Below are 21516 nucleotides of genomic sequence, written 5' to 3' on the forward strand. Positions count from 1 at the left end.
GGAAAAAAGTAAAGCTGAGCTATCAACAACTAATTGAAAATCACTTCTAAAAATAAGATCGTTTCCTACTATATTTTTTTTGAATAAAATAAAATTAAATATCTCAGAAAAGGCTAAACTGATAATAATAAAATACGAAACTGGCTTCGTAAGCCTATTCATTGTTTTGCTAAAACTTAATAAGAGCAGAGCTATAAAAAAAGATGCAATTAATGGTATCCCAGGAATGAGCCAAGTGAGATTTAACAACATAGTTATCAAACAAGCCTGGTTCTATATACAAACATAAGGTCTTTTATTAGTTCTTGAGAATAAAGAAGAAAAAAGCAAGCTGAATCTAAAATAATACTAATCGGAGTGGTGCTTTTCATTTTGGAAAACCATATAATATTTTTCTAGCAAAAAAATGAATCAAAAACAAGCTATCTATTAATAGTCAAACAAAACTTAATAAGGAATAAAATAAGATCTTTTTCACATTTAAATAACTCTTTTCTTTTTTTAAGGAATATAAACTACTAATACTTATAACTTAGAAATAATAATATTCTAATAATTAGAATATTATTATTTCTACTGATTCTCATTAAAAATTTAGATTATTTCATAAATGATGCTTAAAGTTAATGATTTCAAAAAATCTAAAAGATATGGCCACATATCGAAAAGACAAAACTCAAATAAAAATAGATTATAATTAAATAATAGAACAAGCCTTAAACTAAAATGTCCGAGAATGATTCAGAAACCAATAATCAAAGTATCAATTCAGATCTAGATGATACAGAAACAATCCAAACCAAGAATGATCCAAAACGGATTGATCCTACTCAAAACCTCAATTTATACCCTAAATGGATAAACAATAAAGGTGAAGAGGTAAAACAAGTTTTTGGGTTTAATGAGAATGCGGAACTCGTTAATGCCAGAGTCGCTATGATCGGTTTTTTAATGCTCATACTCACTGAATTAGCTTTTGGTGGCGAACCAGCAACGCTAAAAATTTTTGGAATCAGCTAGAAACCAAATCTATATATTATATTTATTCCATTAATTTACTTTCTTTTTAAAAGCTATGAATAAAAAAACATTAGTTGGTGTTTCATATGTATCTGCTTGGGTGATTATTTGGGGCACAATTGGATCACTTATTGATTTTTATTTCCTTCAAAATACATATCTTCCAGGTTCATTAGGGCAGTTTGCAACATTTATAATTACAGCCTTTCTCTCTTCAATGATTGCCATATATTTTTTCCCGACTATAAATAATAAATTCATAAGTTAATAACGATAACGTTCAACTACTTGAGCAGGCTTCTCATTGATTCCTTTCTGATAAAGAATCCATTGATTAGTTTCTAGATCGTGATCACAACCCAAGCCTTCTAGTTCAACAGATTGCAATCGTAATTCATAATGACATTGCTGATCAGCTTCAAAAGCGGATTTATAGCCAGTAAAAAAATATAAATATCCAAGAATTATTGCAATTAAAGAAATTAACGCAATACTTATTTTCATAAAAGCTAATCAATCATTAATGATATATTAGCTTTTCTCGTAGATAAAAAAAAGAATTTATAATTTTTTCTCTTTTACTGTTTCTGAAGATATCTCACATTCAGTTAAGTCTTGATCATTTAAACGATCCAATATCCGAACCATATCGAGTGCTGAAAGCTCTCCATTAGTTCCCCATTTAAGAGTTGTCTTTCGCTGTTGAGGGATCTTTTTCGCGTTGTTCTCCTGGCTTCTTTTTTGGACCATTACTAGTAAATTTATCTAATAAAACATTAAAATATAGAGATTCTATCGAAGAACTCAAAAACAAATTCTTAGTCAAACTTTACTTTTATTTTTTATTAGTAATATTTTCCTATTTTTAGAAATTTCACTGAATTGTTCCTAATTATTCAAATATTAGGTTTATTAAACCGCTATCATCGTCCAAAATTATAAACAAACTCTTGAAATGCAGGATTGTAAAAGTAAACAAGTACACTAATAACTAATAAGACATTTAAACCTATTACTATCGAGCCAATAATAACTCTCTGGCGCTTCCCTGGGACTTTATATTTCATGCCAGCTGGCAGGTTAACTAATACATCTGGATCATTAGAAGTTGATTTCTTAAACTTATTTTCCTTAACCTTATTGGTCTTAGTTGCCTTATCATTAGTTTTTTTGGAATTAAAAGCTTTGGAGCCCATTTTCTTAGTTAGAAGAATTTCTTTATCTTTATAGTTCTAAGCTTACTTAGGTAAATCAAATAAAAACATGTTTTGTTCTAGTTTTTCACATTAGTTTGTTAACTAAGTCAGAAATCAATAATCAAGTGAAGAATTTATTGATTTTATTTAGCAATATTTCTTGATAGAATCAATAATACTTTTAGCTTCTTTTCTTTTGAAATTAGAATTCATAGCCATTATTAAATTCGCCTCTAAGCCCAGTAATCTAGTTTGACAAGAAAACTTTTTATTTTTTGCAGCACTTTTTTGATAGTCATTTATTTTAAATAATGCTTCCTTGCATGATTTAATTTCTTTATAACAGCTCAATACCAAAAAATCAATTTCCCGATATTCTTTCGATTCTTTTGCTATCAATGGATTTAAAGGAATAAATATATATATATAAAGAAGCAGTACGAATTTAATTTTTTTAAATGTATAACTAATCAAAACATAATCTCCAATAAAATGTGTTGATAATTGTTTGAGTATTACTAACAATACCTGAGTGAATAAAAAGAAAGCTTATTTTATTAGTCATACAAAGCTTAGATTTTCACAAAAAAGGGACCCATTTTTAAAGAGTCCCTAATAAAAAAGCAAAAGGTAAGTAAGCAAAACAGCTTTTTAAAAACTCATCCCTGAACACGGTCCTTAAACAATTTCCCAGCTGTAAAGGCAGGGACTCGCTTAGCAGGTATTGCTATCTTTTCTCCAGTTTTAGGGTTTAGTCCCTGACGAGCAGAACGATCGCGGGGCTCAAACGAGCCAAACCCCAGAATGGAGACTTTCTTACCCTCCACTACAGAATCAATAATTGTATCTATGGCGGCATCAACTACCAGAGAGACGTCTGTTTTAGTTAGCTCTGTACGAGCAGCAACCAGGTTGACTAAATCTGCTTTGTTCATTGGAAGGATTGTATGTAGCAGGGAGTAAGAGGAGGGAAACCAATATGGAATTAGTTTCCAAAAAACTCAATCTTGCTAATCGTATGGACCAAATCACTTACCTGCAACCCAAAGGGCTTGTGACAGTAAGCTTTCTAAAAAATATATCTGCATTTTTGTTTCATTAAATAATCTTTCAAAGATTCGAACTAGATAGCTTAAGAAAGATGCAAGTTTTCTATTTCCCTCCAGAAGCTTGTCAGGGAAAGACTTCTTGAATAATGTATTTCCACATTGATTCTGAAGAAGATCTCTGAAGTGTGAAATTAATTATTTTTCTTACCACAAATCAGACATTTCATTAAATTCTCATGAATTAACAAAGGTCTGCAGAACAGCACATTTATTGGTATTACAAAATAATACCTACTCTAAAAAAGAGAATAATAAATGAAAATTCAGATTATTTTCTAGCTCTAGGACATCCATTTTGAAGCGTTAATCCCTAAAAGCTCTAAAATTTTGATTTTCAATTCGAGTAAGAATCTCTTTGAACTCCGTTAAAAAACCATATTGCATCAAACTAACGAAGTTCTCTCGCCAAAACTATTTAGTATTCATTTTTAAAAGCATCAAATGCCTAATACAAGTTTCTTTTAAGATTGAATTTCGTTTTTTATAACTTGTTAAAACAAACTAACCACCTAACTTGTAGGGAAAGTTACTTGATTATTTTTGTAAAGGACAAACACAATTGGGAAAAGTAAAAGTTGGTTCAGCATGGCCTTTGGGTAGCTCAGTTACTCTTGACGGGGTTAATTTCTCTATCGCAGCACCACATGCAACAAATTTAGAGTTATTAATCTTCCAGAATGAAGATGACGAGTATGCAAAAGAGACAATATCCTTAGATCACAAAAACAGGTCTGGAGATTATTGGCACGTTGAAATAGAGGGCCTAACTGAAGGAACGTTATATGGATATAAAGTATCAATTGATGGGCAAAAAGCTGCCGAGGATCATATTGTTTTAGATCCATGTGCCAGAGCAATTTCAGGGTGGGGGAATTACATAAGGAATCATAAAGAAAAAGTGAATAGAGGTTATGCTAATTGCCTGAAAGGAGTAGTAACTAAAAGAGATTATTTTGATTTCAAATCTCACCCTAGGCCTAAACATTCATGGAATAAAACTATCATTTATGAATTACATGTTGGTGGATTTACGAAAAGTATTGATTCAAACACTAGTGAAAACAAAAAAGGTACATTTTTAGGTTTAATTGAAAAGATACCTTATCTTAAAAGTCTTGGCATTACAAGTATTGAATTGCTTCCGGTATTCGCTTTTGATTCTAATGATGCCCCTGACGGACTTGTTAACTATTGGGGATATAGCCCTATCAATTGGTTCACGCCACATCAAGGTTTTGTAGATAATTGTAATCCATTAGAAGCGAGGAAACAATTCAAACAGTTGGTAGAAGTTTGCCACGATAATGAACTAGAAGTATTAATAGATGTTGTTTATAATCACACAACAGAAGGGAATCAAAACGGTCCAAGTATAAGTTGGAAAAATTTTGGTCCTAAAACTTACTACCATCAAGATGAAAAGGAAAATTACCTAGATGTGAGTGGATGTGGAAATAGTATTGCCGCTAATCGTCCTTTAGTTAGAAAATTAATATTGGAATCATTGCGTTGTTGGGCAATTGAGTTAGGTGTTGATGGATTTCGTTTTGACTTAGGTATTGCTTTGAGTAGAGGCGAAAATTTAATTCCTTTAGATAAACCTCCCTTATTTGAAGAAATAGAAGCAGATCCTAAATTAAGTGATGTGAAATTAATCAGTGAGCCTTGGGATTGTGGTGGGCTTTATAAACTAGGTGATTTTCCAGCAAAACATTTCAGAACTTGGAATGGTCATTTTAGAGATGATATTAGACGATTTTGGAAAGGGGAAAAAGGTACAATTTGGCCACTTAAAGATAGATTAATAGGGAATAAATCCCTATACAATGATAATAATTTAGCAAATATATTTAGTATTAATTTCATAACTTCTCATGATGGATTTACATTAAAAGATCTAGTAAGTTTCAACAAAAAGCATAATCTAGCAAATGGCGAAAACAATAGAGATGGGGAGAACAATAATAATAGTTATAATTATGGAGTTGAAGGACCAACTACTAATGAAGAAATAAATAATTTAAGACAAAAACAACAAAGAAATCTTCTTGCAACACTACTTTTATCTCCTGGAGTACCAATGATTTTAATGGGAGACGAATTAGGTAGAAGCCAAGGAGGTAATAACAACACCTGGTGTCAAGACAACCCACTTGGTTGGATGGATTGGAATCACAATAATTGGGATCATGACTTAAGAGAATTTGTATTAAAGCTGATATCTCTAAGGAAACAACTATCTGAATTTTTCAGTCCTGATAGTATTTATGATTGTCAAAAAGACAATACCAAGGTCAAAACATCTCATTTTTGGATTCAGTGGCATGGCATTAAAGTTAATAAACCTGACTGGGGTGACTGGTCACATACTCTTGGATTTAGCATTAACAAAAACAATGATGGCTCAGCAATTTGGCTTGGCTTTAATGCTTACAAAGAATCAATGCTTTTTGACTTGCCAACCCCAATTTCTCCTTGGAAAAAATACATTGATACCTCTATTTTGAAAACTAAAAATGTCTCCAAAAAACCTGTAGCGAATCAATCAAATGTGCGGATTGAAAGTAACAGTCTTGTTCTTATGGTCTCCAGCGAGTATTCAAAAAAAATTAAGCTATGAGAATCAAAATCAAGCGGGCGGCGGGAATCGAACCCGCATCATCAGCTTGGAAGGCTGAGGTTTTACCACTAAACTACGCCCGCGCTAGAACTAAAAAACTACTCACTGTTGGAGTAAAAGTTAATTCAGCTTTCTCCATTATTACCTTGCGAGTCCCATTATCCAAAAAAGAGTGAATAATTCCACATCACTTTACGAAGGAAATAATCGCACAAGACTAATGATCTCTTATGCCATGGGAGATGCTGGAACGGGATTAGCCGCAATACAGTTAGGTACTTATCTATTTCTTTTTTTCACTTGTGCTGCAGGAATTCCTGCATTTATTGCAGGCTCGCTTCTCATGGTTTCAAAACTTTGGGATGCGATAAATGATCCTCTAATTGGATGGATGAGTGATCACACCAGATCAAGATGGGGTCCAAGGCTTCCATGGATGATTGGAGGTGCTGTTCCACTTGGTTTATTCCTGGCCGCAATGTGGTGGGTCCCTCCAGGAGGAATAGATGCGAAAACAACTTATTACATATTCGCAGCAATTTTGTTGATGACAGCTTACACAGCCGTAAATCTACCTTTTGCAGCATTATCTACTGAGCTAACCGAAAATATCGCTATTAGAACAAGACTTAATGCTGCAAGATTTACTGGATCTATTATAGCTGGGACCACTGGATTAATAGTGGCTGCAGGCTTCTTATCTCAAGGTGTAGAAGGTTATACTTCAATGGGAAGAGTAACAGGAATTATTGCTACTTTTACCACGTTAATTGCTTGCTGGGGACTAGCTCCTTTTGCAAAAAAAGCTAGAAAGCCCACTTCTCAATCAGAACCTTTTAATCAGCAACTAAAAAGGGTTTTAAATAATAAACTTTTCACACGAATTATTGCTCTTTACTTGCTGCTTTGGTGCGGACTGCAATTAATGCAAACCGTTTCATTAATCTATCTTGAGCAAGTAATGCTTGTTCCAATAGAAATTTCAAAATGGATCCCAATACCATTTCAAATTAGTACTCTAGTAGGTCTACAGTTTTGGAGCTTTTACTCTAATAAATATGGAAGAATATCAGCACTATTCAAGGGAGGAAAAATATGGGTATTAGCCTGCCTCTTAGTTATGTTTATGCCCCCTATAACTAAAGGAGTCAGTATCAATTCTTTATTATCCTTTGGCAATATTGAAGGTGTAAAACTGGTGATTCTTTTATTAATAATTATTTTAGTAGGATTTGGAGCTTCAACAGCATATCTTATTCCTTGGTCTTTACTTCCTGATGCTATTGATCAAGATCCCGAAAAGCCTTCAGGAATATATACAGCATGGATGGTTTTCACTCAGAAGATAGGTATTGGTTTAAGCGTTCAATTTCTAGGATTTCTTTTATCTTTATCAGGATATAAATCATCCACTAATTGCTTATCAAGTCTTGAATACTTAGATCAACCTCTAACCGCAATTATTACCATTAGATTTTGCATGGGATTAATACCTTCTTTACTAGTAATTGCTGGATTAATAACTATGAAACCTTGGCGAAGTTTAGATTTCAAATCTAGAAGATTAAACCAATGAACTACTCACCTCGTTGGCTAAGAAGATTTTTTAGCAGTATTTTAATTGGAGGGCAAGCAATTGCATCAATAGCTAAAGGGAATATCAATAAATCAGATTTAATAGATCAATTAATGGAGGCAGGACCAGGAAGCTTTTTGATCGTCTTAATAACAGGCATTGCAGCAGGAACCGTTTTCAATATTCAAGTCGCAGCAGAATTAAGTAAACAAGGCTTAGGTTCTGCTGTTGGAGGACTTTTGGCAATTGGTATGGCAAGAGAGATAGCTCCTTTACTTACCGCAACTCTTCTTACTGGAAAAGTTGCAACTGCTTATGCTGCTCAAATAGGAACAATGAAAGTTACTGAGCAAATAGATGCTATTACCATGTTACAAACAGATCCCGTTGAATATCTAGTTGTTCCAAGGCTATGTGCAATGGTTGTAATGGCGCCAATTCAATGCTTACTATTTTTTTCTATCGCTTTATTTAGCGGTCAATTTAGCAGCACCATTCTCTACCAGATTCCACCAAGCATCTTTTGGAATTCAGTTAGAGAATGGCTGATAACATCTGATCTTCCTTTTATGCTTGTTAAAGCATTGGTGTTTGGTCTCTTAATCGCAATTATTGCTTGCGGATGGGGATTAACCACAAGAGGCGGACCAAAAGAAGTAGGTTCAAGCACTACAGGCGCAGTCGTAATGACACTAATATCCGTTTCTTTAGTAGATGTTTTACTCACCCAAGTTCTTTTTGGCTAAAAACTATGACTTCTGAAAATCTTGTTGATAACGATAGTGTGATTTTATCGCCTTCTTATCGTTTACCCATCTTCATAATATTGTCGGGCTTATTTTTGTTAATAACACCATTTCATCCTTGGCCAACTATTGTAATCAGCAGTTTTGGATTTTTCCTATTACTGCAATCATTTACCTTAAAATTAAAATTTACCAAGGACGATTTAATTGTCATGCAACTTGGGAATGAATTAAGAAGATTTCCTTTTAAAAACTGGATAGCATGGAGAATTATATTACCTAAATTGCCAGGTTTTCTTTATTTTAGAGAAGAAGCAAGCCCGCATCTATTGCCTATACTTTTTGAGGTCAACTCATTAAAAGAACAGCTAAGGTTAAGGGTAAAGGATTTAGAAATACAAAAAGAAGTAGACTCATGAAAATCTAAAACTTAATTGAAGTTTTTGAAATATGGAATCCGAAGAAAATCTATCTAGAGAGAAACAAAATTCAAAACAGAATTTTGCTGTGGACAATTCTTCTTCAATAAAAAATACATCTCAAAAACCACTCGAGAAGCAAACCAAATCACAAAGTGTCATTAATCATGAAAACAATAAAAAAACCTCTAACGCGCAGACGCAGCCCTTCATTGAAATTGCGCTTAAAGATCTTCAGCTTTCACGTCAGCAGTTAGAGAAAGAATTAGAGGAACTTTCTCAAAAGAAAGTAAAAATTGAAACTGAACTTAAAAGCTCTTTTGCAGGCCAATCTGATGCAATAGCTAGAAAAGTTAAAGGTTTTCAGGAATATTTAACTGGTGCATTACAAGATCTAGCTCATTCAGCTGAGCAACTAGAGCTTGTTGTTCCGCCAGTAATAGTTAAGCCATCGCCTCTTGATGAAAATAAAAAAATTGAGCCTTCTAAAGAGCAAGAAGTTATCTCAGCTGTTTCTGATACTTTCAAACCTGACGAGACTTTAATCAGAAGATGCTTTAGTCAATTTCTAGAACAACCCGATTTCTATGCTGAACCTTGGAAACTTAGAAGGAGTCTTGAATCAATTGATATTGAAATTCTCGAAGATTGGTTCTTCAGCATGGGGGGAAGAGGCGCTCAACCAAGCAGAGGGAGTAGATCAAAGAATGCTTTAGTTACCGCAGGGATCATTGCAATTTTAGGTGAGTTATACGGCGAACAATTTCAGACTTTAGTTTTAGCGAGTCAACCAGAGCGACTGGGAGAATGGAGAAGATGTCTCCAAGATTCATTAGGACTTAGCCGTGAGGATTTCGGGCCTAATAGCGGAATAGTTCTTTTCGAGCGCTCCGATGGACTAATTGAAAGAGCAGATCGACTTGAAGAAAGAGGTGAGTTGCCTTTGATAATTATTGATGCGGCTGAAATTAATGTAGAAATTCCAATTCTTCAGTTTCCTATTTGGCTTGCTTTTGCAGGAAGTCCCAATGAAATTTATGAAGATGATGGATTAATATAAAAATTCCAATTGAAATTATTTTGAATCTTTTCATTCTATTTTTCGGATACTTATTTGGATCTTTTCCTAGTGGTTATCTAGCTGGAAGAATTGCTAAAGGAATTGATATTCGTTCATTAGGTTCTGGGTCTACAGGAGCAACAAATGTATTAAGACATATAGGAAAGCGTGCAGCAATTACAGTCTTTCTACTAGATGTATTTAAAGGAGTTCTATCTATTTTATTAGCGAAATATTTACTACTAAATGATTCGTGGCAAGTGGCTATAGGACTATCAACTTTAATTGGTCACATTTGGCCTGTCTGGCTTAATTGGAAAGGTGGTAAAGCTGTGGCAACAGGATTAGGAATATTTCTTGGACTTTCATGGCAAGTTGGACTTGCAACTTTAGGTGTTTTTATCGTCATGATTACATTATTTAGGATAGTATCACTTGCAAGTGTTAGCGCAGCATTAGCTCTACCTTTAATAATGTTTCTAAGCTTTAGCAATTCAAATATTTCTTTACCATTTTTAATTATTTCACTATTAGCTATGATATTAGTAATTTGGAGACATAGAGAGAATATAGCTAGACTAATTAAGGGTAAAGAACCAAGAATCGGTCAGCCCTAAGAAATTAAATAATAATTTTATCGCAAAAACTTTTAAACATATAAGCAGAATCATTTGATTGGGTAATTGCTCTTCCTATAACTAACTTTGATGCTCCCATCTTAATAGCTTCAGATGCATCAGAAACCCTAGATTGATCGTTAACATTTGAACCTAATGGCCTGATTCCTGGAGTTATCAACTCAAAAGTCTCAGGATAAACTGCACGAAGAAATTGAACCTCTTTAGGACTACAGACACATCCTCCTAAACCAGAATTCGATGCAATCTCTGCCAGATGCTTAACACGTTGATCTATTGACTGATTAATCAGAAGATCATTAGAAAAACTTTCGCGAGTCCAACTAGTCAATATTGTAATTCCCAAAAGTTTTGGCGGTATTATATTAACTTTAGCGGCTCCTTCATGTGCCGCTTCATTGGCCATCTTTAAAGCCTTCATACCAGCGCAAGTATGCAAAGAAATAAATTCAGCACCAGTTTGTGATGCTGCGAAACATGCTCTAGCAACTGTTGTAGGAATATCATGAAACTTAAGATCTAAAAATATTTTTTTACCCTTATCTCTTAACATCGATAATACGTCTGGTCCTTCACTAACAAACAACTCGAGTCCAACTTTAACCCAGACAATTTCAGGTATTTTTTCCAATAACCTAACAACATCATTTCTATCCATACCATCTAAAGCAATAATTATTTTTTCACTTGGATTATCAATATTTTTCATAGCGATCTATCAAGTTGAAACACGAAGAAATTTTTTCTTTCCTACTTGTAATATTTTTCCTATGAGATCATCTGGAGTGTGAAACTCTAAATTAGGATCCATAATTTTTTCCCCATCAATTCTCACTCCGCCTCCAAGAATTTGTCTTCTTGCTTCACTGCTAGTTGAGCACATTTCCATCTTACTAAATAAATAAAAAGCTTTAGCTGGAAAATTTACATGAGAAACTGATGCTTCTGGTATTTCCTCAAGAGAATCTTTAGTACCCAAAACTAACTTTTCAGAATTCAATTGAGCATTTTTTGCCGCCTTAATTCCTTTAAAATTAGATGTTATTTTTAAAGCCATAAATTTTTGAACCTCTCTTGGATCTGCACTTAATTCTTTTAAGTTTTCATTAGTTAGTAAATTTAAATATGTAAGAACCAAATCATCTGGAACCTTTTCTAATTTTGAATACATCGATAATGAATCTTCATTTATTCCTACAATATTGTCTAAGCTCTTACTCATTTTTCGTGTCCCATCTAATCCAACTAAAATAGGTAATAGCATTCCAAATTGGGGTTTCTGTCCAAAAGCTCTTTGCAGATCTCGTCCCATAGCAATATTAAACTTTTGATCAGTACCACCTAGTTCCACATCAGAATTGATTGCAACTGAATCATATCCTTGAAGCAGCGGATAGAGAAATTCATGAAGAGATATAGGAGTGCCAGATTTATATCGATTACTAAAGTCTTCCTTAGCCAGCATTTGACCAACTGTTGAATTTGATAAAAGTTCTATAACTTTAGGCAAATTAAGATTTTCAAGCCACTCACTATTTCTTCTGATTTCTAAGCGACTGGGAGTTGAAAAATCAAGTAATGAATCTTTAGGTTCTCTACCTAGTCCTAGTTGCTCAAGGTAATTCAATGCATTTGATTCAACCTCATCTTTTGAAAGCTGAATTCTAGTTTTACTTTTTCCAGTTGGGTCTCCAATCCTTGCTGTGAAATCTCCAATTATAAGTATTGCCTTGTGTCCAGCATCTTGGAAAGCTCTTAATTTTCTAAAAAGAATACTATGACCTATATGAATATCAGTTCCTGTTGGATCAATTCCAAGTTTTACACGTAAAGGCTTTTTATCTAGAGATGAAAGTTCTAATCTTTTTAGAAAACTTTGATCTGAATCTCCTGAATTATCATTAGGGAAAAGATCATCTAAACCTCTAGAGATCCAATCAGGTAATTCATTGATTTTATTTAACATATTCTAAACATTAAAAAGGTTAAAAATCATTTATCCAATTCTGATTTCATTCTCACCAAAGTTTTGTTCATCTGATCAAACATTTGATCAGGAGTAATCCCAAATTGACTCAACTGAGTCTTTAACTGCTCTACTGTCATTTTTGCCTGAAAATCTTCTGAAAGTTCAAATCGTTTCATAAAAACTTTATACCTTTCCATTAAATTTTCCATGGTATTAATAAACAATACTTTTCCCTCTCTATCAAATTTCCCATAATCAGAGCCTAATTGCATCAGATTCTGATAATCAGTGAAAAGTTTTTTTGCCTCTTCCTGAACAATTTCGGACTCGAAAAAACTCATATCCTTAACCCAAGCGGATAGAACAATTGATCGATTTTGAATTCAACGACTACCATTGATTGTAACATTCAAATCTACCAATAATTTTAGGCCATTTCCACCTAAAAGCATTTGTTTAGGAAGTGTAAATAGCCACACCACCAAAAAAATATAATTCTTATTCAAATCACATAAAAACTTACTAATGAAGAAAAACACTTTTTATCTGATCTTTACAAGCTAAGCTCAAACTGTTCTCAATCCAAATAACATAAAACCCCAGTTATGTCATGATAAAAATATTAATTGAACATCATTTTTTATTTTAACCTTTTTAAAATGATAGAATTAAATCGTCAATGTAATTTATTTAACAATAATAATTTTAATTTTTCAGACAAAAGTCCTATTCAAGATGTATTTATTGACAAAAAAATAATTAAAGAATGGCAAGAAAAAATCATTGCTCATCAATCTCCCATTTTTAAACCCGGCCATATAGATGTAAATCAATCTTCACTATTTGAATCTAATTCAGCTGAGCTTAATGCATCTTTCAATCCAATTGAGCTTACTCCTTTACCTTTAAGTTTTTGGAGGTGGCCAAAAGCAATGCATGAGGGGCCTGCAGTTTATTTTGTAATGGATAAGATTATTGATTCGGGTGAAAATATAATTTTATATATTGGAGAAACAATTTCTGCCGAAAAAAGGTGGAAAGGGGAACATGACTGTAAAAATTATCTTTCAAGCTATTCAGATTCTCTACATAAAGCAAATATGACAACAAAGTTAAACATTCGTTTTTGGCTTGATGTTCCAATTAAAACCAAGGAGAGAAGAAAGTTAGAACAAAAGCTTATCCAAACTTGGCTTCCACCATTTAATAAAGAGACAAGGGAAATATGGGCAACGCCATTTACTTCTCAAATCAATTAGTAAAAAATTGTTATTATCAAGCATAGAAGTATAAAAATTAAATGCAAATTTCAGCAGTCCCCAAAGAAATTAACGAATGGTCAGGATCAGTTCTTATTGCTGGGATTTTGGAAGGAACAATCGAAAGCCAAATTAATTTATTTAAGACAATAATAAAAGATACTTTTTTGATCCAAAGGTTTATTGATTCAAAATTCGAAGGCAAAAAAAATCAGAAATTATCAATTGAACTCATAGAAGGCAAAGTTAAAAAAGTGATTTTTGTAGGCTTAGGCAAGGCCGAAACTCTTCGAATTGATGATCTGCGGAAAGCAACTTCAATTGGTACTCGTCAAGTTTCAGGCTATGAAAAAAAGTTAGGAATATTTTTCCCCTGGGATGCATTTGAGCCTTCCTCCGCTGCATGCGCAGTTGGCGAAGCAGTTAGATTGTCGTCTATTAAAGATTTAAGATTCAAATCAGATCCAAAGGAATCTACTTCAATAGATGAAGTTGAATTGATAGGTTTGGACACCAAAACCACTAAATCAGCGATTGAGGAAATAAATCCAATTTGCGAAGGAGTTAAATTTGCAAGAGAACTTGTTTCAGCCCCTCCCAATTTTCTTACCCCATATCAAATGGCGAAAGAGGCTGAGAAGTTAGCCAATGATTATGATCTTGACTTGAAAGTTCTAGATAAAAAAGAGTGCGAAGATCAAGGAATGGGAGCTTACTTAGCAGTTGCTAAAGGATCAGATCTAGATCCTAATTTTATACATTTAAAATATTCTTCAAAAAACGCAAAAAACAAAGTCGTATTAATTGGCAAAGGCTTAACTTTTGACTCTGGTGGATACAACTTAAAAGTAGGTGCCTCTCAAATTGAAAAAATGAAGTACGACATGGGAGGGAGTGCTTCTGTACTTGGAGCAGCCAGAGCCATCGCAGAATTAAAACCGAATAACATCGAGATTCATTTTATTGTTGCTGCATGTGAAAATATGATTAACGGTTCTGCATTGCATCCTGGAGATATCATCAAAGCTTCGAATGGGAAAACCATTGAAGTAAACAATACCGATGCAGAAGGAAGATTAACTTTAGCTGATGCTTTGGTTTATGCATGCAAACTGAAGCCTGACGCCATTATAGATTTAGCCACTCTTACTGGTGCTTGTGTCATTGCATTAGGAGATGAAATAGCAGGTTTATGGACTGACAATGATCAGCTTTCTGAGCAATTAACAAAAGCTGCTGGTAAAGCTGGAGAGGGTATTTGGAGAATGCCAATGCAAGATTCATATAAATCGGGAATTAAATCAACTATTGCTGATTTGCAAAACACAGGGCCTAGGCCAGGGGGTTCTATTACTGCTGCCTTGTTTCTCAAAGAATTTGTGAACTCAAGCATTCCATGGGCGCACATTGATATAGCAGGTACATGCTGGACAGAAAAAGATAGAGATATAACTCCAAAGGGTGCAACTGGTTATGGAGTTAGAACGTTAGTTAATTGGATTAAGGCGTTGAGTCTAAACACCAATTAATATATTCACATATAAACTATAGATCTAAAATATGTAAATTTTAGATCTATAGTTTAATTATTTTATTATCACTTACTATTAGCCCCAGACTTTTTTTAATCTATTATCTCTACCGCAACTCGCTCTATAAAAATTGTATTTGAGTGGATTTTTAACTGCAAAATCTTGATGATAGTTCTCTGCTATCCAAAAGACTTTTGACTCAACAATATCAACCTTTAATTGCTCAAAGGGTATATTTAATCCAACAGAGATATTTTCTTTACTCTCTTTTGCATCCCGCTTTTGCTCTTCATTAGATGTAAAAATAACTGGCTTATATGAATCACCTCTATCACAAAATTGTCCCTTATTATCAAAAGGGTCAATATTAACCCAATACTGCTTAAGCAAATTTTTATAGCTAATAATATGAGAGTCGAAAATAACTTTTACAACTTCTTGATGCCCACTATGATCTTGGTATGTGGGATTAATTAAATCTCCTCCGGAGTATCCACTTTCCGCAGAGACGACTCCATCAAGTTTTTCTAGATCATGTTCTAGGCACCAAAAGCAACCGCCTGCAAAAATAGCTTCTTCTGATTCGGCAAATGCTTGCGAAGGGCAAGCTATTAATAATTGCAGAAGCATAGAAAATACTAATAGTCTTCTGAAGATTTTCTTCATAGCGATCATTCAACTAATAAGTCCAGAATATCCTTTGATGCCCTATCTGTAACTCCAGGTTTTCCTAATTTATTTTTCAATTTTTCATAACCAAGCTTTATGTTCTCTTTTGTTGAATTATCTTCAAGGATTTTCAATGCTGCATTAAAAATTTTTTCAGCTATAAAGTCCTCTTGTATAAACTCTGGTATTAACATTTTATTTAAAAGAAGATTAACTGGGGAAATATATTTAACATTGAATCTTAATAAATATCTTGCGAAAAAAGCAGTAACTCTACTTACTTTATATCCCACGATTTGCGGAACTGAATTTAGAGCCAATTCCATATTTATCGTTCCAGATTTGGCTAAAGCAAGATGAGCCGCTGAAAATATAAATGGTTTTAAATCATCAACTTCATTAGATAAAATAATCCTTCCAGAAAGAGAATATTCTTTTAAAGAATTATTTAATAGTTCATCAAATTCATTTAGTCCTGATGGTATTAGAACAGTGATAGAAGGATCTTTTTCCTGAAGAAGCTTAGCTGCTTTTAGTAATGTGGGTAAAATATATTTAAGTTCTTGTTTTCGAGAAGCTGGGATAATAAGAAGAAGTTTCTGATCCGCCGTTAATCCTATTCTTCTCAAGGATTCTTCTCTAGTAGGAATATTTCTATAGAAATCCAACATTGGATGACCTACAAATTTTACATTTCCTCCCTTATTTGAATAAAATTTAGCTTCCTCTTCAAAGATAGCTAATATTTTATCTGTAAAATTAATCAAATCTGTTGTACCCGAATCACCTAATCTCCATGCCCATTCCTGAGGCGCGATATAATAGACTATTGGAATATTAGGGAACTTTTTTTTTACTTTTAATCCTAGTCGAATATTTGGCCCCATATAATCTATTAACACAACTGCATCAGGTGGGGAAGAACTTAAATAATTGTCAATTTTTGATTGTGCATTTAAAGTTGGTAGAATATAAGGAAGAGCTTCTAAAAAACCAATCGCACCTATCGACGAAGTATTAGATATTAATTTAGCTCCAGCTTCTTTCATCCTTTCACCGCCTAAAGCAATTACCTCTAATTCAATTTTTCTTTTTTCTGCATTAGTCTTTAAAGCATTTATTAATAAACTTCCCTGTAAGTCTCCAGAGACTTCACCAGTGCTGATTAATAACTTCATTATTTATTAGTTGAAATAAAATGAGGCATTGGTCCTCTTCTACCTTTTCCAATAGAGAGTTCTATAAATCCACATAGTCTTTCGGAAGATTTTAATAAATTCTCTTGTCTTGCCATTTTTAAACCATCAGAAATCACATATTCAGATTTAAATAATAAGTTCCAAATTCTTTTCAACTGTAGATATTCTTCTTTACTATCTTTATCTAAAGTTTGCCTTTTAATTCCAACTTTATTTAGTCCTCGCATTCTTCCAGGATGTCCTTCCACTAAGCAATATGGAGGAACATCTCTATCAACTCTTGTCATGCCTCCAACCATAGCCAAATAACCAATATGAACAAATTGATGTATCCCCAAGCAACCTCCAATAACAGCTCTATCATCAACAACAACGTGACCTGCAATCTGCACGCTATTAGCTATAACTACACTGCTTCCAATATCACAATTATGTCCTAAATGTGAATAAGCCATTAACAAATTTTGATTCCCAACTATAGTTTTCTCCCCTTCAAAGGTGGCCCTATTAATAGTTACACATTCTCTAAAAGTATTATTATCTCCAATTAAAACATCAGTAGAATCTCCTCCATACTTCAAATCTTGGGGTTCTAATCCAATACATGCTCCTGGGAAAATCTTATTATTAGATCCTATTTTTACTTTCCCCTCGATAATTACATTTGCTCCTATCCAAGTATTAGGACCAACGATTACATCTGGACCAATAACAGAGCCTGAACCTACACATACACCTCTGCCAAGTTCAGCTTTTGGAGAGACGTCTGCAAATTTATGAATATTTACTTCTTTATCTGCAATTAAGCTTTCAGAAGATTGACGTTCACTCATCAGTTCAATCCACAAGAGAGAACATCAAATCTCCGGAACAAACCAGCTGACCATTCACTTTTGCTTCTCCCCTAACTTTCCCAAATCTCTTCCTTTTGATGCTTATCAACTCACAAGATATCAATAATTGATCTCCAGGAACCACTGGACGCCTAAACCGGACTGAATCAATCCCAGCGAACACAAAAAGTCCTTTTGGAAGATCAGGCATTTGAGAAACAATCAAACCACCTACCTGAGCCATTGCTTCTACTATTAAAACTCCTGGCATTAAGGGTCTATCGGGGAAATGGCCTTGAAATTGAGGCTCATTAAGAGTGACATTTTTTATTGCCACAGCTTTCTTGCCTTGATCATGTTCTATCACTCTGTCCACAAGCGCAAAGGGATATCTATGTGGCAAAAGCCCCATTATTTGCTCGCTATTTAAAACAAGAGGTTGGGGAGAAGAAATGTCAGTCAAAATTAGATTTAATTAATTTAATACCTTATGAAGAGAAGCTGCAAATTCAGCATGAAGAGCGTGAGACCCTTTATAAACAAAAATTTGCGCTTTCGGTAATCCAACAAAAGCTAAATCTCCAATCAAGTCAAGCAATTTATGACGCACTGGTTCGTTTGAAAATCTCAAGGGTGGATTAACCCAAGAATCACCATTACAAACCAACGCATTTTCAAGAGCTCCTCCTTTAATTAGACCAGCTTTCTTTAATTCTTCTAACTGATCAAGAAAGCCAAAAGTTCGTGCAGGTGCAATTTCTTTAACAAAATTATTTGGGGACAGCTCAATAGAAAACATTTGCTGTCCGATTGCCTTATATGGGAAATCAATCAAACCTACTAATTGCAATTTTTTTGATGGTATTGCGAAAATTACACTTTCTCCTTTGCTAACAAAAATTGGAGATTTGAGTTCTGGCCTTGGTCTGGGAGATGTAATGGAATTAACCATTCCTACCTTTTGAATTTCCTCGATCCAACCAATAGCAGAACCATCAAGCAAGGGAATCTCACTGCCAGTTATTTCCATATGTGCATGAGTTAAGCCTGATCCAATTAATGAAGCCAATAAGTGTTCAACGGTAGCTACTTTTTTTCCATTCACATCAAGAGTTGTACATAAAGGAGTGTTCCTTACTTGCGAAATATCTATGAGGCTAACTTTATTAGGTTCATTTGAAAAAGAGATATGAAATCCAGGTAATTCTGTTGGCTTAATTATGACTGTGCATTTAAGACCTGTATGCAATCCAATACCATCTTTTTTAATTTCATTTTGAAGCGTCCAACCTTGTTCATAGTCATCGGGGAAGGAGAACACTAGAATTTCCAGCCAATTCCGATGTTATATCGCCAATTACCACTAAAATCTTGAGTCGCTGCCTCTATCCGAATTGGGCCAACAGGTGTATTAATGACTGCTCCAGGTCCAACAGAAAAACCAGATCCTGGTTTTTCTAGGATTTTTCCAGGCTTCCCTGGGACACTTGATTGAGAACCAAAATCAGATCCTGCATCAACAAATAGAACTCCGGAAACTAATCGCCAAATAGGAAATCTGTATTCTCCTGTTGCCTCTCCAAAATTTCTTGCTACGCCTAGATCACAAGAACTCCAACCTCTAACAGAACTGGCTCCTCCTAAGCAAAATGCTTCATAAGGTGGTAAATCTCCGATGATTGTTCCAATCTTTGCTTGAAACCCTATCGATTGTGAGCAATCTGATTTTTCACCAGGCTTAGGGCGACAACCCTTATGAAACTTCAACCAATTAACAGGATAAAAACGAGAATAATTTAACCTAGTTCTATTAAAAGTAGGAGAATTCTCACCTAAACTAAAAAACTGTTCAGAACCAATATTTAAATAATCTCCAGAAGTTGGATTTCGTGAATTATCTAAATTGTTGTAAGTAACGGCACTTTTGAAGCTAACTAATGTATTTTCTGTAGAGCAATTATATGCGACACAAATAACTTCATTCTCAGGAACTTTACCATCTAAAAAATTTGTTGATGCTACGCCATAAGGTCTTTTATCTCCGGCGTAGTCTATTGGCTTAACCTTCTGGAAATTTGCACCAATAAGTACACTCCAAGGAACCTTTTTTAAAGGCTGACCACCATTCAAAGGTCTTGCAAAAGAGAAACCTCCTCCTGTTCGCTCAAGAACAATAGAGTCGCCCTCATAATCAAACCAGCTAAATTGGGGTGCAGATAACTGAGCAGAAGAAAGATTAGCAAATGGGCCCGTTTCAATTAAAGTATTATCATCGTTTACGTCTAACTTCTGTGATTGATTAGTGTCGTAACTTATTAATGAATTAGGTGCTTCATATCTATCTGTAACTCCTCGAATACTTCCGCCATCTTGACTCCTAAATTCTTGAGGTACTTCTCTACTTAAATATAATGAAGTTCTTAAAGATGTTCTATATTTATCATTTTTAATCCAGGGATCGTATAAAGAAAGATTTAGGAGTGCTCCATATTCTCCATAAGTCAAGTTCATATTTGATGACCATGCTCTCCCAACCAAATTGGACTCTTGCAATCCTATCTGTCCAAATACACCTTGTCCTCCACTATAGCCAAGCCCCCCAGTCAATGAACCTGTCCTTTGCTCTGTTACGCCTAGTGAAACTACAATCTTTCCAGGTTCATTACTTACTGGTTTAAGAGTTACTTTAACATCATTGAAAAGTGAAGTTGAGTATAATCTTTTGATATCTGATTCTAATTTATTTCTATTAAAAATATCTCCAACTTTGGTAATTAATTCTCTTTCAATTACCCATTTCTTTGTTTTTCCTTTTATCAACTTACCTTTTTCATCTTCTGTATTTCCATCTTCATCTATAAAATTTATCTGAATGCCAGCAATATATCCTTCTTGAATATTTAGTTCAACTCTGCCTTCTTTAGTTACACGGCTTGGACCAGATATTCTTGCCAATGAGTATCCTTGACTACTATACCAATCCTTAATTTCTTTGATCCTTATTTGTAGAGTATTGAGATTTAAGGTTTTTCCATAATCATTATTAAAAATCTCATTTAATTTTGTATTAGATAGTTTTCTTTCAAGCGGAATTATACTTATATTATTTAATATCGGATTAGGTTCAATCTTAATCAGAAGTTGAACTCCTATAGGACTCTGCAAAGACTCGATTTTTGCACCAGAGAACCAGCCTGTTGAATAAATTCGATCTAAATCTTTCTTAACATCTTCACTTATAACTTTACTACCTGGTCTAATTAACATTGCATCATAAGCAATGACTTCTAAACGCTCTTTGTCAGGATGATCTTCAAGTCCCTGAATAATAATCTCTGAAATTAATACTCTTTTTTCTTCAACAATAGTATTTTTATCATTTTGATTTTTTCCCTCAGAAATTAAAAAATCTTCAAGATTTAAATTAAACCTATTATGATTTGATTGGTGAGTAAATCTCAGACTTTGAGTCAGCTTGTTTTCAACAAAAAATTGATTTTCACTTGAGATTATTTTAGAGGCTTTAGTTTCTCCAAAAAGACTAATAAAAGGAACTGCCAAAGCAATTGCATACGCACTTTTGCTTATTAATTTTTGATTAGAGATGGCGGGTCTTTTGAACATAAATTTCAAAGCAATTCAATTAAACGAGGGATTCTTTGGCTAAGAAT

The 21516-nt window shown here is 33.9% G+C and carries 24 protein-coding genes and 1 tRNA gene; 10 read left to right on the forward strand and 15 right to left on the reverse strand.

What is annotated here, in order from left to right; translation table 11 throughout:
• The first annotated feature begins 726 nt into the window (after positions 1–726).
• On the forward strand, positions 727–1020 hold the full coding sequence (locus tag EW15_RS07930; RefSeq protein ID WP_038653927.1) for a chlorophyll a/b-binding protein: 294 nt from the start codon (positions 727–729) through the stop codon (positions 1018–1020).
• Between the two features lie 55 nt (positions 1021–1075).
• On the forward strand, positions 1076–1288 hold the full coding sequence (locus EW15_RS07935; protein WP_038653929.1) for a hypothetical protein: 213 nt from the start codon (positions 1076–1078) through the stop codon (positions 1286–1288).
• Here the strand turns inward: EW15_RS07935 and EW15_RS07940 are convergent.
• From EW15_RS07940 to EW15_RS07960, 5 genes are all read right to left on the reverse strand, one after another.
• A complete protein-coding gene (locus EW15_RS07940; RefSeq protein ID WP_038653931.1) occupies positions 1285–1524 on the reverse strand; it encodes a hypothetical protein in 240 nt (79 codons plus the stop codon). The genes EW15_RS07935 and EW15_RS07940 overlap by 4 nt on opposite strands.
• A gap of 57 nt (positions 1525–1581) precedes the next feature.
• Positions 1582–1770 (reverse strand): hypothetical protein, encoded by a 189-nt coding sequence (locus tag EW15_RS07945; RefSeq protein ID WP_038653933.1) that lies wholly within the window; start codon positions 1768–1770, stop codon positions 1582–1584.
• A 173-nt stretch (positions 1771–1943) separates the two neighbouring features.
• Positions 1944–2216, reverse strand: coding sequence for a hypothetical protein (locus EW15_RS07950; RefSeq protein ID WP_038653935.1), 273 nt, complete (start codon positions 2214–2216; stop codon positions 1944–1946).
• A gap of 147 nt (positions 2217–2363) precedes the next feature.
• Positions 2364–2741, reverse strand: coding sequence for a hypothetical protein (locus tag EW15_RS07955; protein WP_038653937.1), 378 nt, complete (start codon positions 2739–2741; stop codon positions 2364–2366).
• A 134-nt stretch (positions 2742–2875) separates the two neighbouring features.
• Positions 2876–3151 (reverse strand): HU family DNA-binding protein, encoded by a 276-nt coding sequence (locus EW15_RS07960; protein ID WP_011295240.1) that lies wholly within the window; start codon positions 3149–3151, stop codon positions 2876–2878.
• Positions 3152–3884: 733 nt separating this feature from the next.
• On the opposite strand from EW15_RS07960, the gene EW15_RS07965 reads away from it, so the two are divergent.
• Complete coding sequence (locus EW15_RS07965; protein WP_038653940.1) at positions 3885–5945, forward strand: glycogen-debranching protein; 2061 nt, start codon at positions 3885–3887, stop codon at positions 5943–5945.
• Positions 5946–5957: 12 nt separating this feature from the next.
• On the opposite strand, the gene EW15_RS07970 is transcribed toward EW15_RS07965, so the two are convergent.
• Positions 5958–6028 (reverse strand) — tRNA-Gly (locus EW15_RS07970).
• A gap of 137 nt (positions 6029–6165) precedes the next feature.
• Here EW15_RS07970 and EW15_RS07975 point away from each other — a divergent pair.
• Genes EW15_RS07975 through plsY form a run of 5 tightly spaced genes read left to right on the forward strand, consistent with a single transcriptional unit; the run spans position 6166 to position 10363 of the window.
• Positions 6166–7521, forward strand: coding sequence for an MFS transporter (locus EW15_RS07975; protein WP_038655433.1), 1356 nt, complete (start codon positions 6166–6168; stop codon positions 7519–7521).
• Positions 7518–8267: an ABC transporter permease gene (locus tag EW15_RS07980; RefSeq protein WP_038653943.1), complete on the forward strand. Its 750-nt coding sequence runs from the start codon at positions 7518–7520 to the stop codon at positions 8265–8267. The genes EW15_RS07975 and EW15_RS07980 overlap by 4 nt, the downstream gene beginning before the upstream one ends.
• Positions 8268–8272: 5 nt before the next feature.
• On the forward strand, positions 8273–8686 hold the full coding sequence (locus EW15_RS07985; RefSeq protein ID WP_038653945.1) for a DUF3119 family protein: 414 nt from the start codon (positions 8273–8275) through the stop codon (positions 8684–8686).
• 31 nt (positions 8687–8717) lie between these two features.
• Positions 8718–9746, forward strand: coding sequence for a DUF3086 domain-containing protein (locus EW15_RS07990; protein WP_038653947.1), 1029 nt, complete (start codon positions 8718–8720; stop codon positions 9744–9746).
• Between the two features lie 20 nt (positions 9747–9766).
• Positions 9767–10363 carry a glycerol-3-phosphate 1-O-acyltransferase PlsY gene (plsY, locus tag EW15_RS07995; RefSeq protein ID WP_038653949.1) on the forward strand — a complete coding sequence of 199 codons (597 nt, stop codon included), beginning with the start codon at positions 9767–9769 and terminating at the stop codon, positions 10361–10363.
• 4 nt (positions 10364–10367) lie between these two features.
• Here the strand turns inward: plsY and pyrF are convergent, their stop codons facing one another.
• Genes pyrF through EW15_RS08010 form a run of 3 tightly spaced genes read right to left on the reverse strand, consistent with a single transcriptional unit; the run spans position 10368 to position 12694 of the window.
• On the reverse strand, positions 10368–11093 hold the full coding sequence (gene pyrF / locus EW15_RS08000; RefSeq protein WP_038653951.1) for an orotidine-5'-phosphate decarboxylase: 726 nt from the start codon (positions 11091–11093) through the stop codon (positions 10368–10370).
• Positions 11094–11102: 9 nt separating this feature from the next.
• The gene (gene tyrS / locus EW15_RS08005; protein ID WP_038653953.1) at positions 11103–12350 is read right to left on the reverse strand and encodes a tyrosine--tRNA ligase; all 1248 of its coding nucleotides are present in this window, start codon (positions 12348–12350) and stop codon (positions 11103–11105) included.
• 26 nt (positions 12351–12376) lie between these two features.
• Positions 12377–12694, reverse strand: coding sequence for a DUF1825 family protein (locus tag EW15_RS08010; protein ID WP_038653955.1), 318 nt, complete (start codon positions 12692–12694; stop codon positions 12377–12379).
• 318 nt (positions 12695–13012) lie between these two features.
• On the opposite strand from EW15_RS08010, the gene EW15_RS08015 reads away from it, so the two are divergent.
• Together EW15_RS08015 and EW15_RS08020 are read left to right on the forward strand one after the other, a co-directional pair.
• Positions 13013–13612 carry a hypothetical protein gene (locus EW15_RS08015; RefSeq protein ID WP_038653957.1) on the forward strand — a complete coding sequence of 200 codons (600 nt, stop codon included), beginning with the start codon at positions 13013–13015 and terminating at the stop codon, positions 13610–13612.
• Positions 13613–13653: 41 nt separating this feature from the next.
• Positions 13654–15141, forward strand: a complete 1488-nt coding sequence (locus tag EW15_RS08020; RefSeq protein WP_038653959.1) for a leucyl aminopeptidase — start codon at positions 13654–13656, stop codon at positions 15139–15141.
• 78 nt (positions 15142–15219) lie between these two features.
• Here the strand turns inward: EW15_RS08020 and msrA are convergent, their stop codons facing one another.
• The 6 genes from msrA to EW15_RS08050 all read right to left on the reverse strand — a co-directional run bounded on the left by msrA (position 15220) and on the right by EW15_RS08050 (position 21469).
• Positions 15220–15819, reverse strand: a complete 600-nt coding sequence (gene msrA, locus EW15_RS08025; protein ID WP_038653961.1) for a peptide-methionine (S)-S-oxide reductase MsrA — start codon at positions 15817–15819, stop codon at positions 15220–15222.
• Complete coding sequence (gene lpxB, locus EW15_RS08030; protein ID WP_038653964.1) at positions 15816–16991, reverse strand: lipid-A-disaccharide synthase; 1176 nt, start codon at positions 16989–16991, stop codon at positions 15816–15818. The genes msrA and lpxB overlap by 4 nt, the downstream gene beginning before the upstream one ends.
• Complete coding sequence (gene lpxA, locus EW15_RS08035) at positions 16991–17845, reverse strand: acyl-ACP--UDP-N-acetylglucosamine O-acyltransferase (RefSeq protein ID WP_038655436.1); 855 nt, start codon at positions 17843–17845, stop codon at positions 16991–16993. The genes lpxB and lpxA overlap by 1 nt, the downstream gene beginning before the upstream one ends.
• A gap of 4 nt (positions 17846–17849) precedes the next feature.
• Positions 17850–18257 carry a 3-hydroxyacyl-ACP dehydratase FabZ gene (gene fabZ / locus EW15_RS08040; protein ID WP_038655439.1) on the reverse strand — a complete coding sequence of 136 codons (408 nt, stop codon included), beginning with the start codon at positions 18255–18257 and terminating at the stop codon, positions 17850–17852.
• A gap of 63 nt (positions 18258–18320) precedes the next feature.
• Positions 18321–19166, reverse strand: coding sequence for a UDP-3-O-acyl-N-acetylglucosamine deacetylase (gene lpxC / locus EW15_RS08045; protein ID WP_038653966.1), 846 nt, complete (start codon positions 19164–19166; stop codon positions 18321–18323).
• Complete coding sequence (locus EW15_RS08050) at positions 19166–21469, reverse strand: BamA/TamA family outer membrane protein (RefSeq protein ID WP_038653968.1); 2304 nt, start codon at positions 21467–21469, stop codon at positions 19166–19168. The genes lpxC and EW15_RS08050 overlap by 1 nt, the downstream gene beginning before the upstream one ends.
• Between the last annotated feature and the right edge of the window lie 47 nt (positions 21470–21516).

Origin of the sequence: Prochlorococcus sp. MIT 0801 (assembly GCF_000757865.1) — a bacterium.
GTDB lineage: Bacteria > Cyanobacteriota > Cyanobacteriia > PCC-6307 > Cyanobiaceae > Prochlorococcus_B.

Excerpts from the sequence above, each read along its gene's own strand:
- EW15_RS07960 (WP_011295240.1), bottom strand. The coding sequence starts at position 3,151 with ATGAACAAAGCAGATTTAGTCAACCTGGTTGCTGCTCGTACAGAGCTA.
- EW15_RS08020 (WP_038653959.1), top strand. The coding sequence starts at position 13,654 with ATGCAAATTTCAGCAGTCCCCAAAGAAATTAACGAATGGTCAGGATCA.
- EW15_RS07975 (WP_038655433.1), top strand. The coding sequence starts at position 6,166 with ATGATCTCTTATGCCATGGGAGATGCTGGAACGGGATTAGCCGCAATA.
- EW15_RS08010 (WP_038653955.1), bottom strand. The coding sequence starts at position 12,694 with ATGAGTTTTTTCGAGTCCGAAATTGTTCAGGAAGAGGCAAAAAAACTT.
- msrA (WP_038653961.1), bottom strand. The coding sequence starts at position 15,819 with ATGATCGCTATGAAGAAAATCTTCAGAAGACTATTAGTATTTTCTATG.
- EW15_RS07945 (WP_038653933.1), bottom strand. The coding sequence starts at position 1,770 with ATGGTCCAAAAAAGAAGCCAGGAGAACAACGCGAAAAAGATCCCTCAA.
- EW15_RS07990 (WP_038653947.1), top strand. The coding sequence starts at position 8,718 with ATGGAATCCGAAGAAAATCTATCTAGAGAGAAACAAAATTCAAAACAG.
- EW15_RS07930 (WP_038653927.1), top strand. The coding sequence starts at position 727 with ATGTCCGAGAATGATTCAGAAACCAATAATCAAAGTATCAATTCAGAT.
- EW15_RS07935 (WP_038653929.1), top strand. The coding sequence starts at position 1,076 with ATGAATAAAAAAACATTAGTTGGTGTTTCATATGTATCTGCTTGGGTG.
- EW15_RS07950 (WP_038653935.1), bottom strand. The coding sequence starts at position 2,216 with ATGGGCTCCAAAGCTTTTAATTCCAAAAAAACTAATGATAAGGCAACT.
- EW15_RS08015 (WP_038653957.1), top strand. The coding sequence starts at position 13,013 with ATGATAGAATTAAATCGTCAATGTAATTTATTTAACAATAATAATTTT.
- tyrS (WP_038653953.1), bottom strand. The coding sequence starts at position 12,350 with ATGTTAAATAAAATCAATGAATTACCTGATTGGATCTCTAGAGGTTTA.
- lpxA (WP_038655436.1), bottom strand. The coding sequence starts at position 17,845 with ATGAGTGAACGTCAATCTTCTGAAAGCTTAATTGCAGATAAAGAAGTA.
- lpxB (WP_038653964.1), bottom strand. The coding sequence starts at position 16,991 with ATGAAGTTATTAATCAGCACTGGTGAAGTCTCTGGAGACTTACAGGGA.
- EW15_RS07985 (WP_038653945.1), top strand. The coding sequence starts at position 8,273 with ATGACTTCTGAAAATCTTGTTGATAACGATAGTGTGATTTTATCGCCT.
- EW15_RS07980 (WP_038653943.1), top strand. The coding sequence starts at position 7,518 with ATGAACTACTCACCTCGTTGGCTAAGAAGATTTTTTAGCAGTATTTTA.
- fabZ (WP_038655439.1), bottom strand. The coding sequence starts at position 18,257 with ATGGGGCTTTTGCCACATAGATATCCCTTTGCGCTTGTGGACAGAGTG.
- EW15_RS08050 (WP_038653968.1), bottom strand. The coding sequence starts at position 21,469 with ATGTTCAAAAGACCCGCCATCTCTAATCAAAAATTAATAAGCAAAAGT.
- EW15_RS07940 (WP_038653931.1), bottom strand. The coding sequence starts at position 1,524 with ATGAAAATAAGTATTGCGTTAATTTCTTTAATTGCAATAATTCTTGGA.
- pyrF (WP_038653951.1), bottom strand. The coding sequence starts at position 11,093 with ATGAAAAATATTGATAATCCAAGTGAAAAAATAATTATTGCTTTAGAT.